The organism is Gordonia sp. PDNC005, from assembly GCF_016919385.1.
Classification (GTDB): domain Bacteria; phylum Actinomycetota; class Actinomycetes; order Mycobacteriales; family Mycobacteriaceae; genus Gordonia.
In genome coordinates this window covers 700,612-715,210 of sequence record NZ_CP070351.1, presented here as the reverse complement: position 1 = coordinate 715,210, position 14,599 = coordinate 700,612, and the positions used below count along the sequence as shown (strand labels likewise).

The following is a 14,599-nucleotide window of genomic DNA, read 5'->3' as shown; positions in this document are numbered from 1 at the left end:
AGTCAGGCGAGTGTGGACGCGGTGAACGCGTCCTCGGAGTTGGCGACCGCCCTGCGGTACTCGGGGTCGGTGGTGTCGTCGTCGATCAGTTCCTGCAGATCGGCGTCGGCACGCCAGGCGAGGACCTCGAGCGGTCCGGTCGTGTAGCGAGGCGCCGGGTCGAGCGGATGTGCGGTGTCGGCGATCGCGACGATGCACGGCAGGTGCAGCACGAGGTCGACGCTGCGACCCGCTCCGGCGGACCCGACGGACACGAGCGTTCCGTCGTCGGGATCGACGCGAACTCCGTGGAACAGGGAGACCGACGGAGCGACGTCCGACGGACCGAGACCGTGTTTGGCGGCGGCGAGGAGGAGCAGTTCGCGTCCCGCGGGGCTGAGTGAGTGCACCTCTCCGGCGCCGTAGCGCTCCGTGTTGGAGGCGAGGGTCGTCGTCCCGCACAGCGCGTCGTGCATGCCCGAGGTGTCGGCGACGATGGTCGCGAGGACACGTCCCTGATCGGACAGCAGCGGATGTCCGGCCCCCAGGTACGCCTGCCACGGGACTTTCACCGTGTCGGCGACGTTGAGCCGTTCCCATGGCGCATCCGTTCGCCAGAGCAGTACGTGTGCGCAGGCGGTGCCGTCGACGTCGGTGAGGCGCAGGCGGGTTCCTCTCGCCAGCGCTTTGACGGTGTATCGCCCGCCGGGCACGGTTTCCGCCCAGGTCAGCCGTTCCGCGTCGATCCCGTCGGGAGGGGTCTGGAAGGCGGACGCCGGGACGATCGGCATGGCGACGTCGGCGGCTGCCGCAGCGGCCTGGGCTCGAGCGTGGTCACGGGCGCCGCTGGTGGTGGCGGTGATGGTGTCGAACATGTCAGAGTCCTTCCGGAAGAGCGCGACCAGGCACGAGGACGGGCACGGGGTGCGGGCGTCTGCGCGGGAAGCAGAGGGCGCCGCCGACGACCGCGGCAACAACGATGAGCGGACCGGCCCACTGGAGAAGCGTGGAGGTGCCCGCCGGGTCGTAGATCTCGGGTCGCGGCCACGCGAGGTTGATCACCATGAACGTTCCGAAGAGCACGGCGCCGACGTTGACGGCCAGGCCCCAGCGTCCGAGAGTGAACACCTCTCGACCGTCGGCGTCACGGGCGTCGTCCTTCTTCGGCCACGCTCCGCGGATCCGCGCGACGAGCATCGGTCCGGTGACCGACAGGTAGGCGAGGTAGATCAGCACGATGCACACGCTGGCGAGGGTCGCGAAGATCGCGGGGTTGCCGACGTTGACGCCCAGAACCGCGATGCAGGCGAGACCGATGACGATCGACGGCAGCATCGGCGTGCCGGTCCGGGACACGTGTGCGAGTTGTGTCGAGAACGGGAGACGGCGGTCGCGGGCCATCGAGAAGATCAGACGACTGCACGCAGTCTGGATGGCGAGCGTGCAGACGAAGATGGCGACGGCCACGTCGACGAGCAGGACCTTGCCCCAGAACGAACCGAGCACGGACGACAGGACGTACGGCAGGCCGCCGGTGGCGAGTTTGTCGCCCAGGCTCGGAGCCGCCATTAGCGCGGTCAACAGCATGAGGCCGCCGCCGACTGCCGAGACGGTGAGCGCGAGCCGGATGGTGCGCGGTGCGACGCGACGAGGATTGCGGGTCTCTTCGGCGAGTTCGCCGGCCGAACCGAATCCGACCATCACGTACGCGGCCATCAGACCGGAGACGATGAACGCGCTGAGGTAGCCGAGGCTGCCGGTGGCGGCGGCTCCGGCCTGCCCCGTGTCGAGGACGACCTGCGGGCCTCGACGGGCATGGGCGGCCAGCGCACCGATCACCGCGACCACGCCGACGATCTCGCAGGTGACGCCGATCGCGTTGATCCGGCCCATCCAGTGCACGCCGATGCAGTTGATGCCCGTGGTGAGGACCAGCAGCACGCTGCCGAGCAGAACCGCGTTGGCCGCGCCACTGGAACTGGTGAGCGACGGGTCGTCTCCGATGATCTGAAACCCGCTCCACACCGTCGGCAGCACCACTTGGAGGGCGATCGCCGCGGCCGACGCAGTGACGATCTGGGCCAGGATCATGAACCAACCGCCGAACCAGCCCAGGACTTCCCCACCGAGGCGTCGTGACCACTGGTAGATCGCGCCGGAGATCGGATATCGAGCGGCTAGTTCGGCGAAGCACAAGGCGACGAGGAGTTGTCCCGCGTAGACGACCGGCCACGTCCAGAAGAACGCCGGACCGCCGAATGAGAAGCCGAGCCCGAACAGCTGGAAGATCGTCGTGAGGATGGAGACGAACGAGAATCCGGCCGCGAATGAAGCGAACGATCCGAGCGACCGATTCAGCTGGGGTCTATAGCCGAGGGCGGTCAGGTCATCGGAGTCTGGCTCCGGCGACGCGTGTGTTGTCGTCATGCGTGTGCTCCCTGCTGATGTTTTCCTGTCGATTGATAGAAAACTCCTCGGAGTTGTCACGCCGACTACCGTTTCGTTGCAACCGCGATAACCGGTGCTACGAGAATGTTTCGTCCTGGTCGGATGCGGCTCGCGGTAGTGTGGCACGCGTGGAGATAACCGAGGCGTCGCCAGAAACCGCAGGTAGACGGGGGCGACCGCGCCTCGCAGCCCCGCAGCGCGACGGCGCCTCACCAGCTGACGAGATCCTCGACGCGGCAGCCGAGCTCTTCATCGCGCGAGGGTTCGCGGCCACGTCGACTCGTCTCATCGCCGACGCTGTCGGCGTGCGCCAGGCCTCCCTCTACCACCATTTCCGGACCAAGGACGCCATCCTGACGGCACTGCTCGACTCGACAGTCCGAGCGTCACTCGACGTCGCACGCGCTCTCGCCGCCGACCCTCGCCCCGCACTCGACAGGCTGTTGGAGCTCGCCGAGTTCGATGCCACACAGCTCGCCGAATCTCGATGGAACCTCGGTGCGCTCTATCTGATGCCTGAGCTTCGGACAGACGAGTTCGGCGAGTTCCGAGCGGCTCGCACCGAACTCGCCGACCACTACGCCCGCCTCGCCTCCGAAGTGATCGGCCGTTCCGACGACCCACGAGTGCTGATCCCGTTCCGCCTCGTGGAGTCGGTGATCGGCCTCCGATCAGACGGAGCTCTCGCTCCCGGCGGACCGTGGGACGCAGCCGCTATCGCCCACACGGTGACCGACGCGATCCGCTCGGTGCTGTTGTCCAATCCGTGACGTGGCCCCGCTCGACGGCGCTTCCCTCGCTGCGGCAGAAGCCGACGATTCGTGCCGAACACCACACTGCGCCGTGCGATCGCCACCTCGCGGCGCTACTCTCCGGCGGTGATCACCTTCCGCTCGTTGTCCATCCGCGTCGCAACACTGCTACTCGCAGCGCTCGCCGCCATCGCACTGGTGCCCGGAGCGGCCGGCACCGCGTCGGCCGCCCCTCGACTGTCGAGCGCGTCGAACTTCCGCGACATCGGCGGGTACGAGACCGTCGACGGCAAGACTGTCCGCACCGGGCAGTTGTTCCGATCGAACAAGCTGAGCAACCTCACCGCCGCCGACAAGGAGACACTCGTCGACCTGGGGATCACCCTCGACGTGGACCTCCGCAACGCTTCCGAGCGCGACGAGGCGCCCGATCAGATGCCCGAGAGCATCCGCTACCAGGTGGCCGACGTCGTCAGCCTGAACAGCGGACTCTGGTTCCACGAATTCGTGCCGATCACTCTCGGTCGTGCGCTGATCGACGCGTACACGACGAGGTCGTCGAACGTCGGGCAGAGCATCGGATACCCGTTCATGGTCAGCTTCGTCGGGTCGGACGCGGCCTTCCTCGACCTGGTCGAAGCCGCCGCCACCAACCCCGGCGGCGTGGTCTTCCACTGCAGCGCGGGCAAGGACCGCACCGGCTGGGGTACCGCGATCATCCTGAGCATCCTCGGCGTTCCGCGAGCGGCCATCGAGGCCGACTTCATGAAGTCGAACACCTACCTCGGCCGCAGTGACGCCGTTGAGCTCTCCTGGCTGAACGCAGCGTTCGATCAGGTGAAGCGCCTCTACGGTTCAATGGAACGCTACGTCCGCAAGGGCCTGAAGATCAACCAGGCGGCGATCGACAATCTCCGCGCGCGCATGCTTGCCTGACGTCGGGCATGACGGTGTCCCCGCCTGACCGATCTCAGACGGGGTACCGCACCACGTCCGTCCCCTTCGGGACGGACGGCCCCGGCGGTGGACCGGGGATCCGGCAGCCGAGCCACTTCTCCACTGCCGACCCGGACTCGGTGATCCGGGCCGCCCGGGCCGGCAACGCCTTCTCCGGTTGTAGTGCGTGGTTGACCTGCCACGGCTCATTCGAGCCGGTGGGGCGCCACCCGACCCGACCGGCGAACGGCCCCGACGCGAGGATGGTGGTCTCCCACCCGCCCGGCCGGGTGGAGACGATGCGATTGTGGCCGCCGCACGCACCGCCGAGGTGGTCGATGTCGGTCGGCCCGCCGTCGGCCCAGTCGGGCATGTGGTGAGCCTGAGTCCGCGACCACGGCACGGTGCAACCGGGCGCGGTGCACCCACGATCACGACCGAACAACGCCAAACGCTGCGGCAACGACGCCAACCGCTTACCGCGCCCCAGGTACAGGACCTGCGACGACGCATCGCCGAACACTTCGAGCCACGGCGTCGCGTCAGCGGCGACCTCAACCAGATCCTTCACCGGCAGACGAGTCCCGGTCGCAGTCACCGCCACACCCGAACGAGACTCGAGATCGCCGAGCGACGCGGTCACCACCAGGTGGGCGGGCAGCCCCTTGGACTCGCCGAGCCCGCCGGTCTCGAGCAGCACCGTCCACATCGCATCGAGCGCATCATGATTGCGCTGGGCCTGCGTGCGAGTGTCACGCTCACGCGCCGCCGCCAAGGCCGCGGGGTCGACGGTGATCGCCGCCCCCGACGGAGACTCCGGGTCGTCGGGATTGTTCATCCCAGTAGCGGCCCACAGGACCAGTAGCGCCTCGAGCTTGGCCCGCGCGGCCGGAGTCAGTTTGGCGCCGATCGCCGACATCAACCGGCGATCCTGCGGTGCCAATGTGACACCCCTCGTACGGGCGCGATCAGAATCATCGGTGAGCTCACCGTCAGGATCAAGATGGGCGAGGATCCGCTTGCCCGCAGTCCGTGTGCCCTCCGGAGTGAGAGTGCGAGCGACCTCGGCCAGTTGCGCTTCAGCACGCCCCTTGTCCTCTGCGGGAATCGCGGCGGGGATGTCCTCGACCATCTTCACGATCTCGGTGACGTGCTCCAGGGACAGGTCACCATCAGCGACCGCTTCGGCAGTGGCCGGCATGGGCGAGTCGAGTTTCTCACCGGAGAAGTTGAACATCGGAACCAACCCGGCCGCCGCATCACGCCGCCGACGGTTCTCCCCCGCACTCAACCGCAGGTGATGCTGCAGGTAATGCTGCGGATACGGCGACCCCACATCACGATGCGCGCCCCGCTCGCACACCTCAACGAACAATCGGGCATCAACACCGACGTTCCGGCGGTGCGAACGTTCCACGTCCTGCACCACATCGAGGAGTTCCCGGTTCGACAGTCCATCAAGGGACACCCTGGCCAGCTTCTCTGCGACGGCGCCCTGCAGTCGTGCGAGTTCGACTGGACTGTCGGGGAGGTCAGTGCTCGTCATGGGTGCCACCTCCTTCGCCGTTCCTGTCGGTATGTCCAGTTTACCCATATGTGTTTGAAACCACAATAGGTTAGCGAATTTGTTCGACTACCGAGCTGTGGCGGCGTTCGGCCCTTTCGACTCGCAAGCTCGCTCAAGGAGCAGTGGGGAGCAGGGGCAGGCGAGGAAGGGACGCTAGCGCTGGACGGCTTTGGCGACGGCGATGCAGCGGGTGATCCAGTCCCGCTCGTCGGCGTCGAGGGCACGGTTCATGCGTTTGGCGTCTTCGACGGCCCAGTGGGCGTTGAGTATCATGCGGACGATCACCCAGTCGCGTGCACGCTCGTCGTCGAGTCCGGCGGCCTCGACGATCGTGTAAAAGCGGCGCTGGATCGACTCTCGCAGGTAGCCGTCCATCTCGTCCCACCGGTTCCACAACATCGGAGCGAGTTCGTAGTGCGGATCACCCGACATCGGCTGAGGGTCGATCACCAGCCACGGCTCACGGTCGGCCGCCAGCACGTTCTCGTAGTGGAGGTCGCCGTGGACGATCCGACCGACCGACTCCGGATCGTCGATGAACGCCCTGCCGCGGTTGAGCGCGTGGTCGATCAGCCTCCGTGGAACCGGCACCTCCTTGGCGTCGGCCGCCAGCGCGTCGAGCCAGCGGTCGACGAAACCGGTGAGTGGCCGCAGCCGCGGCGGGGCAGGCCGGTGCAGCCTCGGGTAGAAGCCCGCGACGATCTCGCACGCCTGTAGATCCCACTCCTGCGACAGGTCGCGTGAATGGAGACGTTCGAGGAGCATCGCGTGGCGGGCGGGATCGGCTCGGAACATCGTCACCGCACCGTCCCCCGCCCAGTACGTCAGCGCCAGGTGCTCGTGTTCGGTCTCCGGGGACGAGTCGAAGCCGACCTTCAGCATCGCGTCCCCGTCAGAAGTGCGGACCGGAATCACGATCGACGCGAACCCGTTGGTCGGCTCCCCCGCCACGGCCAGTCCCCACTCGGAGACGATCTCGTCGCAGAGCCGCGGGAGCCGGTCGAGCCAGTTCGCCCAGGCGGGCCCGAGACGTCGTTGGGCGTTCAGTTCGTCAGGGATGCGCACCATCCCAGCGTACGGAGACCGCTATTCGACGGTCTTCATGCAGCCGCCGAGGCGACCGACGTCCGACGCAGGCACGCCGAACGCCGCACAGTCGATCGAGGTTCCGACATCGAGCGCCCGCCAGGTTCCGTCCGAGTACCGGAACAGGACACCGGTCGGCTGCGTCCGGCCGTCGGGCATCGTGTGGGCGATCGCCGAATCACCAGAGCAGTCGACGTGCTCGAACGTGATCGGCCACGCCAGCCTCTCGGAGAGGTCGGAGTTCTGAACCATCATCACCAGATCGTCCGGTTCCGCGAACGCGCACGGCGTGAGCGGCTCGTCGACAGTCGTCTGCTCCGCCGACAGCGGCTCCGCGGAGCATCCGACGACGACGATCGCAGCTCCCGATAGGAGGAAGGTGCCAACGACTCCAGCGATGCTGCGCTTCATCGGTGCGCCCTTCCTCCCGCGCGCCGACCCGGAGTCGAACGCTGACATCAACTACATCGAACACAGCTTGTTCGCTGTGAACAGTCTGTCATTCGACTGGACGACGCGCGGCGCTTAGGTCGCGCCTCAACCTTGAAGTCGGCAGGGCCCGGCCCCGTCCGGCAGTCGCGGTCGAGCATGTTGATGGCGTCGATCTCCGCGGTGCTCGGACGGGAAGTTCGAGACGCCGATGGCGCGGGTGCGATACGTCCCGAGCTCGTCGAGCTGCGTCCACGTGTCGAGGTGGGCGTCTGTCGCCGGCGCGGGCCAGTGGATCAGATAGAGGGCGTCGAGACCCAGCCGCTCGAGGCTGGCGCCGAGACCGGCTTCGGCACGGCCCGCCCCGAGGTCGGCGACCCACAGCTTGGTCAGGTGGTGAACTTGTCAGGCTGCGACGAGCGCGTGCTCATTCGTGGTTGTCGACTCGCCGCCAGGCAGGCGGGTGGCGACCAGGTAGACGGCCAGCCCGGCCGCGGTGATGATCGCGCCGACCCAGAGCGGCGAGGTGTAGCCGAGTCCTGCCGCCAGCGTGAGGCCGCCGATCCACGCGCCGAGAGCGTTTCCGACGTTGAACGCCGCGATGTTGGCTCCGGAGGCCAGAGTTGGCGCGTCAGCCGCGTAATTCATGATGCGCATCTGCAGACCGGGGACGGTCGCGAAGCCGAGGCCGCCCATGAGGACGAGGGCCACGACGGTAGCGATCTGCGAACCGGCGGTGAGAGCAAACGCGGCGAGAACCACCGAAAGGGCGACGAACAGGGCGATCAGCGTGCGGCGCAGATCGCGGTCTGCCGCGCGGCCGCCGAGCAGGTTTCCGATGAAGAGGCCAACACCGAAGAGAACAAGCAGCCACGGGACGGTCGACGAGCTGAAGCCGCTGACATCGGTGAGGGTGTAGGCGATGTAGGTGAACGCACCGAACATGCCGCCGTATCCGAGAACTGTGACGATCATCGACAGCCACACCTGACGGCTGCGGAAGATGCCGAACTCGGCGAACACGCCAGCGCTCTCGCGGGGTGCCGGCGTCGGCTTGACCAATGCGGCGATTCCGATGAGCGCAATCACGCCGATGACCGTGATGGCCCAGAAGGTGGAACGCCAGCCGGCGGCTTGACCGAGGAAAGTGCCGAGGGGGACGCCGAGCACGTTGGAGATGGTGAGGCCGGCGAACATGATCGAGATGGCCCCGGCGCGGCGATTCTCTGGAACAAGGTCGGCCGCGACGACAGCCCCGATTCCGAAGAACGCACCGTGACACAGCGCGGCGACGATCCGGCCTGCGAGCATCAGTTCGTAGGTAGACGCCGTGGCCGACATCAAGTTGCCGACGATGAACAAGACAAGCAGCCCCAGCAACGCCTTCTTGCGGTCGATGCGGCCGAGCAGCGCGGTCATCAGAATCCCGCCGACGGCGACGGACAGCGCGTACCCGGAGATCAGGTAACCGGCGACGGTCTCGGAGACGACGAAGTCGGTGGCCACTTCGGGCAGCAGCCCCATGATGACGAACTCGGTGAGACCGATTCCGAAGCCGCCGAGGGCGAGGGCGTAGAGCGCTACAGGCATATCAACTCCTTACAATTAACGGCGTGTGCAATCTTTGCTTACGCAACGAATAGATAGTTGCACACGCTGGTTATCTTCGCAAGGTGCTATGCTGAGTCCACTGACGAAAGGCGGCTGACCATGGGAATCGCAGATGATGCGGTCGAGATCCGCGCACGCGGGTGGCGCACCCTCGTGGCACTTCACTCCCTCATCGAGACCAAGCTGGAGCGCTCCCTGCAGTCCGAACACGGATTGTCGGTGGTCGAGTTCACCGTCCTCGACGCCCTCAACCGACAGGACGGGTGGCACATGCGGATGCAGCAACTCGCCCGTGCGGCGGCACTGTCGAGCAGCGCTACTACCCGGCTGGTGACCCGCTTGGAAGACCGCGGACTTCTGACGCGCATCCTCTGCGCCGACGACCGACGAGGCATCTACACCGAGCTGACCCCGTCCGGCGTGGCGCTTCTCGAAGCCGCACGCCCCACCCACGACCACACGCTCGCAGAAGCCCTCCAGGAGGCCGGCGAGCAACCCGAGCTCGCATCACTCGTCGACGCAGTGCACGTGAGGTCACCAGCCTAAAATGACGTCCATGGCGATCGAACCCGACACCAAGGACTGGACCTGGGTGATGTCGCACCCGTGCACCGACTGCGGCTTCGACCCGTCGACGGTGAGCCGCGACCTGGTCGGCGATCGGATCGCGTCGTCCGCCGACGGGTGGGCGCACGTCCTGGCCGGGCCCGACGCGACTCGCAGGCCGAACGATGCCACGTGGTCAACACTGGAGTACGGCTGCCACGTCCGCGACGTGCACCGGATAATGGCCGAGCGCCTGGACCTGATGCTGACCTCCGAACCCGCCGAGTTCGCGAACTGGGACCAGGACCAGACCGCCGTCGCCGACGGCTACGCAGCACAGGACCCGGCCGTCGTCGCGGGTGAGATCGCCGACGCCGCCGCCCGGTTCGCGGCCGCCTACGACATGGTCGACGACGACCAATGGAGCCGACAGGGCTTCCGCAGCAACGGCTCGTCGTTCACGGTGGACACGTTCGCCGTGTACGCCCTCCACGACCTCGAACACCACCGGGTGGACGTCGGCCTTCCACCGCGAGCCTCGCAGCCATGACCACCGCGTTCGTCCTCGCCGGTGGGGCCAATCTTGGCGCCACACAAGTCGGCATGATGCAGGCCCTTCGCGAACGTGGCATCACCCCAGACGTCCTGATCGGCACGTCGGCCGGAGCATTGAACGCATCGTTCATCTCCGGGCACGGTTTCACTGGCTCGGCACTCGACGACCTCGCCGACATCTGGCGCTCCCTCAAGGCATGGGATCTGTTTCCACCGAGCGTCCGGCAGGTTGTCGGCGCACTGCGCGGGCAGCGCCCATCGATGTTCGACGACAGCGGGATGCGCGATCTCATCGAGAGGCACCTGACGTTCGATCGAATCGAGGACGCGCCCGTCGATCTCACCGTCATCGCCACCGATCTGATCACCGGCGACGAGGTTCCGCTCCGGAACGGACCGGCCGTCGATGCGGTCCTCGCGAGCAGCGCGCTGCCCGGACTCCTGCCGCCGGTGCTGTGGGAGGGCCGCACGCTCGTGGACGGCGGAGTCTCCGACAACACTGCGCTGGCTCCTGCCATCGAGCGAGGCGCGGACGTCGTTTACGTCCTCCCCTGCGGTGACCCGTGCACCTTGACCGCGCCACCGGACAACGTCGCCGAGATCCTGCTCCACACCATGGCACTACTCATTCACCGCAGGCTGATCACCGACATTCGCGAGTACTCCGACGATGCAGAACTGATCGTCCTGCCGCCGCCGTGCCCGATCACCGTCGGAGCTCTCGACTTCAGTCGGGCCGACGAACTCATCGTCGACGCGTACCTGACCGCGGCATCGTTCCTCGACGTCGACGGAGGTCGTCGCGCGGAGCCCGCAGAGCCTCTCGTGTCTTCGTGAGCATCGACCGCCGAAGTGCCGCCGACCAGCACTGATTCGCCCCACAAAGAGTGATATAGGGTAGCCTTACTCCAGCCTTGTCGTTCGCGATCGATACCATGCGTCCCGTGAGCGAATCTGCATCGGCCCCCGAATTCCTCTACTCGGACCTCCTTCCGGCGAACCAGGACGACACGCCCTACCGTCTGGTGACCACCGAAGGCGTGTCAACGTTCGAGGTGGACGGTCAGAAGTTCTTGAAGGTGGAGCCCGAAGCGATCCAGCGGCTCACCTCCGAGGCGATGCACGACATCAGCCACTACCTGCGTCCCGCACACCTGCGCCAGCTCCGCAAGATCATCGACGACCCCGAAGCGTCGGGCAACGACCGCTTCGTGGCGCTCGATCTGCTGAAGAACGTCAACATCTCGGCAGGCGGCGTCCTCCCGATGTGTCAGGACACCGGCACGGCGATCGTCATGGGCAAGAAGAGCGAAGGCGTCCTCACCGGCGTCGACGACGGCGAGGTGATCAGCCGTGGCGTGTACGACGCCTACACCAAGCTCAACCTGCGCTACTCGCAGCTCGCGCCGATCACCACGTACGACGAGAAGAACACCGGAACCAACCTGCCGGCACAGATCGAGATCTACGCGACCGAGCAGGGCCCCAAGGGTCCCGAGTACAAGTTCCTGTTCATGGCCAAGGGTGGCGGCTCGGCCAACAAGTCGTTCCTGTTCCAGGAGACCAAGGCGATCTTGAACCCGAAGCGCATGCTCGAGTTCCTGGACGAGAAGATCCGCTCGCTCGGCACGGCCGCCTGCCCGCCGTACCACCTGGCCGTGGTCATCGGCGGAACGTCGGCCGAGTTCGCTCTCAAGACCGCCAAGTACGCCTCCGCTCACTACTTGGACAATCTGCCGACCGAGGGGTCAATGGCAGCACACGGCTTCCGCGACACCGAGTTGGAAGAAGAAGTCTTCAAGCTCACCCAGTCGTTCGGCATTGGCGCGCAGTTCGGTGGCAAGTACTTCTGCCACGACGTGCGTGTGGTCCGTCTCCCCCGCCACGGTGCGTCGTGCCCAGTCGCGATCGCCGTGTCGTGCTCGGCCGACCGTCAGGCGCTCGGCAAGATCACCGCCGACGGCGTATTCCTCGAACAGCTCGAGACCGACCCCGCGCAGTACATGCCCGATGCGGGCGTTGCTGAGGACATCGCAGGCGGCGAGGTCGTCGACATCGACCTCAACCAGCCGATGGCCGACATCCTCGCCGAACTGACCAAGCACCCGGTGAAGACCCGTCTGTCGCTGACCGGCCCGCTGGTCGTCGCTCGCGACATCGCTCACGCCAAGATCAAGGACCTCCTCGATTCCGGGCAGCCGATGCCCGAGTACCTCAAGAACCACCCGGTGTACTACGCCGGACCTGCGAAGACTCCCGAGGGCATGGCGTCGGGTTCGTTCGGACCGACCACCGCTGGGCGCATGGACAGTTACGTCGAGCAGTTCCAGGCAGCCGGCGGCTCGATGGTGATGCTCGCCAAGGGCAACCGGTCCAAGCAAGTCACCACCGCATGCGACGCCCACGGCGGCTTCTACCTCGGATCCATCGGCGGTCCCGCGGCGCGCCTGGCACTCGACTGCATCAAGAGCCAGGAAGTGATCGAGTACCCCGAACTCGGCATGGAAGCGGTCTGGAAAATCGAGGTCGAGAACTTCCCCGCTTTCATCGTCGTCGACGACAAGGGCAACGACTTCTTCACCGATCCCTCGGGCACGGTCAACGTTCCGATCAGCGGCATCCGCGTCCGGTCGAAGGAACGCTGACCGCTTCCCCGGTGGTCAGCGGAGTCGGTCGACGTTCGCCATTTTGAGGACGTCGAGCCGGACGTCGAGCTCGTCGAGCGACAGCTTGTCGCCGATGAGCCCGCGGTCGATCACGGTCTGCCGGATGGTCTTGCCCTCACGCAGAGCTTCCTTGGCGACCGCGGCAGCTTCTTCGTATCCGATGGCAGAGTTGAGCGGCGTCACGATCGAAGGCGACGACTCCGCCAGCGTGCGGAGCCGATCCTCGTGGGCGACGAGCCCGCTGATGCACCGGTCGGCGAACAGCCTCGACACATTGGCGAGCAGAGTGATCGACTCGAGCACGTTGCGGGCCATCATCGGGATGTAGACGTTGAGTTCGAAGGCGCCGTTTCCGCCACCCCACGTGACCGCTGCGTCGTTGCCGATCACCTGAGCCGCGACCTGCGTGACTGCTTCGGGAAGCACTGGATTGACCTTGCCGGGCATGATCGAGCTGCCGGGCTGCAGGTCTGGCAGAGCGATCTCGCCGAGCCCGGTGAGCGGCCCCGAACCCATCCAACGGACGTCGTTGGCGATCTTCGTGAGTGAGACGGCGACAGTCTTGAGCTGCCCGGACAGTTCGACGAGTCCGTCGCGCGCGGCCTGCGCCTCGAAGTTGTCTGTCGCGAGGCTCAGCGCGTCGACACCCGTCAGCGTGACGAGCTGCTCGACGACCTTGGTTCCGAAGCCGTCGGGCGCATTGAGTCCGGTCCCGACTGCGGTGCCGCCGATCGCGAGCTCACCGACACGCGGCAGCGTCGCACGCAGACGTTCAACGCCGGCCTCGACCTGGCGGGCGTATCCGCCGAACTCCTGGCCGAGGGTCACCGGAACCGCGTCCATCAGGTGGGTACGCCCGGACTTCACGACCGTCTTCCACTCCGACGACTTGGTCGCGAGCGCTTCATGGAGCTGTTCCAGCGCCGGAATGAGCTCGCGTACAACGGCTTCGGTCGCGGCCACATGGGTGGCAGTCGGGAACGTGTCGTTTGAGCTCTGGGACATGTTGACGTCGTCGTTGGGGTGGACGCTCACGCCGTTCTGCGCGGCGATCGACGCGATCACCTCGTTGGCGTTCATGTTCGAGCTGGTGCCGGAGCCCGTCTGGAAGACGTCGATCGGGAACTGGTCGTCGTGCACACCGTCGGCGATCTCGCGGGCCGCGGCGACGATCGCGTCCGCCTTCTGCGCGTCGAGCAGTCCGAGGTCGTGATTGACCTGTGCTGTCGCCGCCTTCAGCAGTCCGAGCGCACGGATCTGAGTCCGCTCGAGCGGCCGGAAACTGATCGGGAAGTTCTCAACGGCACGCTGGGTCTGCGCCCTCCAGAGCGCGGCCGAGGGCACCCGCACCTCACCCATCGTGTCGTGTTCGATTCGGTATTCGATGTCATCAGCAGCCATGTTCTGTCCAACCGCGCCGACGCTCTCGATGTTCCGACCTGTTGACAGTTCCTGGGCCGGATCGTCGATCGAACCTAGACTCGGGACATGCCCCTCGCTTCACGACACAACGAGTTGATGTCCCTGGAGCAGTGGCGTGCCTTGGGGCAGGACACGTCCGTGCGGTCGGAACTTCAGGAGGGGGTCGTGATCGTGTCTCCGAGCCCGACACCGAGACATCAGCGCGCGATCATGCGCCTCGGTGTCTGTCTACACGCGGCCATGCCCGCCGAATACGACGCGCTACCAGAGGTGGACGTTCTCCTCGACCCCGCATTCCCGCCAACCGTTCGTCGACCGGACTTGATCGTCACCAGGTCAGCGACCGGACCTGTTGCCGCACGCAACGTGGTCGTCGTCATCGAGGTCCTGTTCCCCGGAACCCGACGCGTCGACCTCGTGCTCAAACGTTCGAGTACGCCGAGGCGGGGATTCCGCACTACTGGATCGTCGACTTCGAAGGGACGCCTCGCCTGGAGGCGCTCACACTGGCCGACGGCCGATATGTCGGCGACTGGGTCACCGGCACGTGCACGTCCGACGTGCCGTTCCCGGTGACCGTCGACCTCGGTTCCCTGGCGTGA

Annotated in this window: 15 protein-coding genes; 7 read left to right on the top strand and 8 right to left on the bottom strand. The window is 66.3% G+C overall.

From position 1 onward, the window contains the following. Window positions 1–2: 2 nt before the first annotated feature. Together JVX90_RS03480 and JVX90_RS03475 are read right to left on the bottom strand one after the other, a co-directional pair. A complete protein-coding gene (locus JVX90_RS03480) occupies window positions 3–854 on the bottom strand; it encodes an urea amidolyase associated protein UAAP1 (RefSeq protein WP_205331065.1) in 852 nt (283 codons plus the stop codon). 1 nt (window position 855) lies between these two features. Continuing rightward, window positions 856–2,406 carry an amino acid permease gene (locus JVX90_RS03475; protein WP_205331064.1) on the bottom strand — a complete coding sequence of 517 codons (1,551 nt, stop codon included), beginning with the start codon at window positions 2,404–2,406 and terminating at the stop codon, window positions 856–858. Window positions 2,407–2,561: 155 nt separating this feature from the next. On the opposite strand from JVX90_RS03475, the gene JVX90_RS03470 reads away from it, so the two are divergent. Together JVX90_RS03470 and JVX90_RS03465 are read left to right on the top strand one after the other, a co-directional pair. After that, window positions 2,562–3,197 carry a TetR/AcrR family transcriptional regulator gene (locus tag JVX90_RS03470; RefSeq protein ID WP_240194143.1) on the top strand — a complete coding sequence of 212 codons (636 nt, stop codon included), beginning with the start codon at window positions 2,562–2,564 and terminating at the stop codon, window positions 3,195–3,197. A gap of 51 nt (window positions 3,198–3,248) precedes the next feature. Beyond that, window positions 3,249–4,115, top strand: a complete 867-nt coding sequence (locus JVX90_RS03465) for a tyrosine-protein phosphatase (RefSeq protein ID WP_240194045.1) — start codon at window positions 3,249–3,251, stop codon at window positions 4,113–4,115. 34 nt (window positions 4,116–4,149) lie between these two features. On the opposite strand, the gene JVX90_RS03460 is transcribed toward JVX90_RS03465, so the two are convergent. The 5 genes from JVX90_RS03460 to JVX90_RS03440 all read right to left on the bottom strand — a co-directional run bounded on the left by JVX90_RS03460 (window position 4,150) and on the right by JVX90_RS03440 (window position 8,787). Next, a complete protein-coding gene (locus tag JVX90_RS03460; RefSeq protein ID WP_205331062.1) occupies window positions 4,150–5,661 on the bottom strand; it encodes an HNH endonuclease signature motif containing protein in 1,512 nt (503 codons plus the stop codon). 174 nt (window positions 5,662–5,835) lie between these two features. Beyond that, the gene (locus tag JVX90_RS03455) at window positions 5,836–6,750 is read right to left on the bottom strand and encodes an aminoglycoside phosphotransferase family protein (RefSeq protein WP_205331061.1); all 915 of its coding nucleotides are present in this window, start codon (window positions 6,748–6,750) and stop codon (window positions 5,836–5,838) included. An 18-nt stretch (window positions 6,751–6,768) separates the two neighbouring features. Continuing rightward, complete coding sequence (locus JVX90_RS03450; RefSeq protein WP_205331060.1) at window positions 6,769–7,179, bottom strand: hypothetical protein; 411 nt, start codon at window positions 7,177–7,179, stop codon at window positions 6,769–6,771. A 126-nt stretch (window positions 7,180–7,305) separates the two neighbouring features. Further along, window positions 7,306–7,581, bottom strand: coding sequence for an aldo/keto reductase (locus JVX90_RS20715; protein ID WP_345891089.1), 276 nt, complete (start codon window positions 7,579–7,581; stop codon window positions 7,306–7,308). A gap of 21 nt (window positions 7,582–7,602) precedes the next feature. Then, window positions 7,603–8,787: an MFS transporter gene (locus JVX90_RS03440; protein ID WP_205331059.1), complete on the bottom strand. Its 1,185-nt coding sequence runs from the start codon at window positions 8,785–8,787 to the stop codon at window positions 7,603–7,605. Window positions 8,788–8,907: 120 nt separating this feature from the next. Here JVX90_RS03440 and JVX90_RS03435 point away from each other — a divergent pair, with 120 nt between their 5' ends. From JVX90_RS03435 to JVX90_RS03420, 4 genes are all read left to right on the top strand, one after another. Continuing rightward, window positions 8,908–9,354, top strand: a complete 447-nt coding sequence (locus tag JVX90_RS03435; RefSeq protein WP_205331058.1) for a MarR family transcriptional regulator — start codon at window positions 8,908–8,910, stop codon at window positions 9,352–9,354. A 10-nt stretch (window positions 9,355–9,364) separates the two neighbouring features. Beyond that, the gene (locus tag JVX90_RS03430; protein ID WP_205331057.1) at window positions 9,365–9,904 is read left to right on the top strand and encodes a DinB family protein; all 540 of its coding nucleotides are present in this window, start codon (window positions 9,365–9,367) and stop codon (window positions 9,902–9,904) included. Continuing rightward, window positions 9,901–10,746 (top strand): patatin-like phospholipase family protein, encoded by an 846-nt coding sequence (locus JVX90_RS03425; protein ID WP_205331056.1) that lies wholly within the window; start codon window positions 9,901–9,903, stop codon window positions 10,744–10,746. The genes JVX90_RS03430 and JVX90_RS03425 overlap by 4 nt, the downstream gene beginning before the upstream one ends. A 107-nt stretch (window positions 10,747–10,853) precedes the next feature. After that, complete coding sequence (locus tag JVX90_RS03420; RefSeq protein WP_205331055.1) at window positions 10,854–12,554, top strand: fumarate hydratase; 1,701 nt, start codon at window positions 10,854–10,856, stop codon at window positions 12,552–12,554. 15 nt (window positions 12,555–12,569) lie between these two features. Here the strand turns inward: JVX90_RS03420 and JVX90_RS03415 are convergent, their stop codons facing one another. Continuing rightward, on the bottom strand, window positions 12,570–13,976 hold the full coding sequence (locus tag JVX90_RS03415) for a class II fumarate hydratase (RefSeq protein ID WP_205331054.1): 1,407 nt from the start codon (window positions 13,974–13,976) through the stop codon (window positions 12,570–12,572). A gap of 87 nt (window positions 13,977–14,063) precedes the next feature. Here JVX90_RS03415 and JVX90_RS03410 point away from each other — a divergent pair, with 87 nt between their 5' ends. Further along, on the top strand, window positions 14,064–14,573 hold the full coding sequence (locus tag JVX90_RS03410) for a Uma2 family endonuclease (RefSeq protein WP_345891088.1): 510 nt from the start codon (window positions 14,064–14,066) through the stop codon (window positions 14,571–14,573). Window positions 14,574–14,599 lie beyond the last annotated feature (26 nt).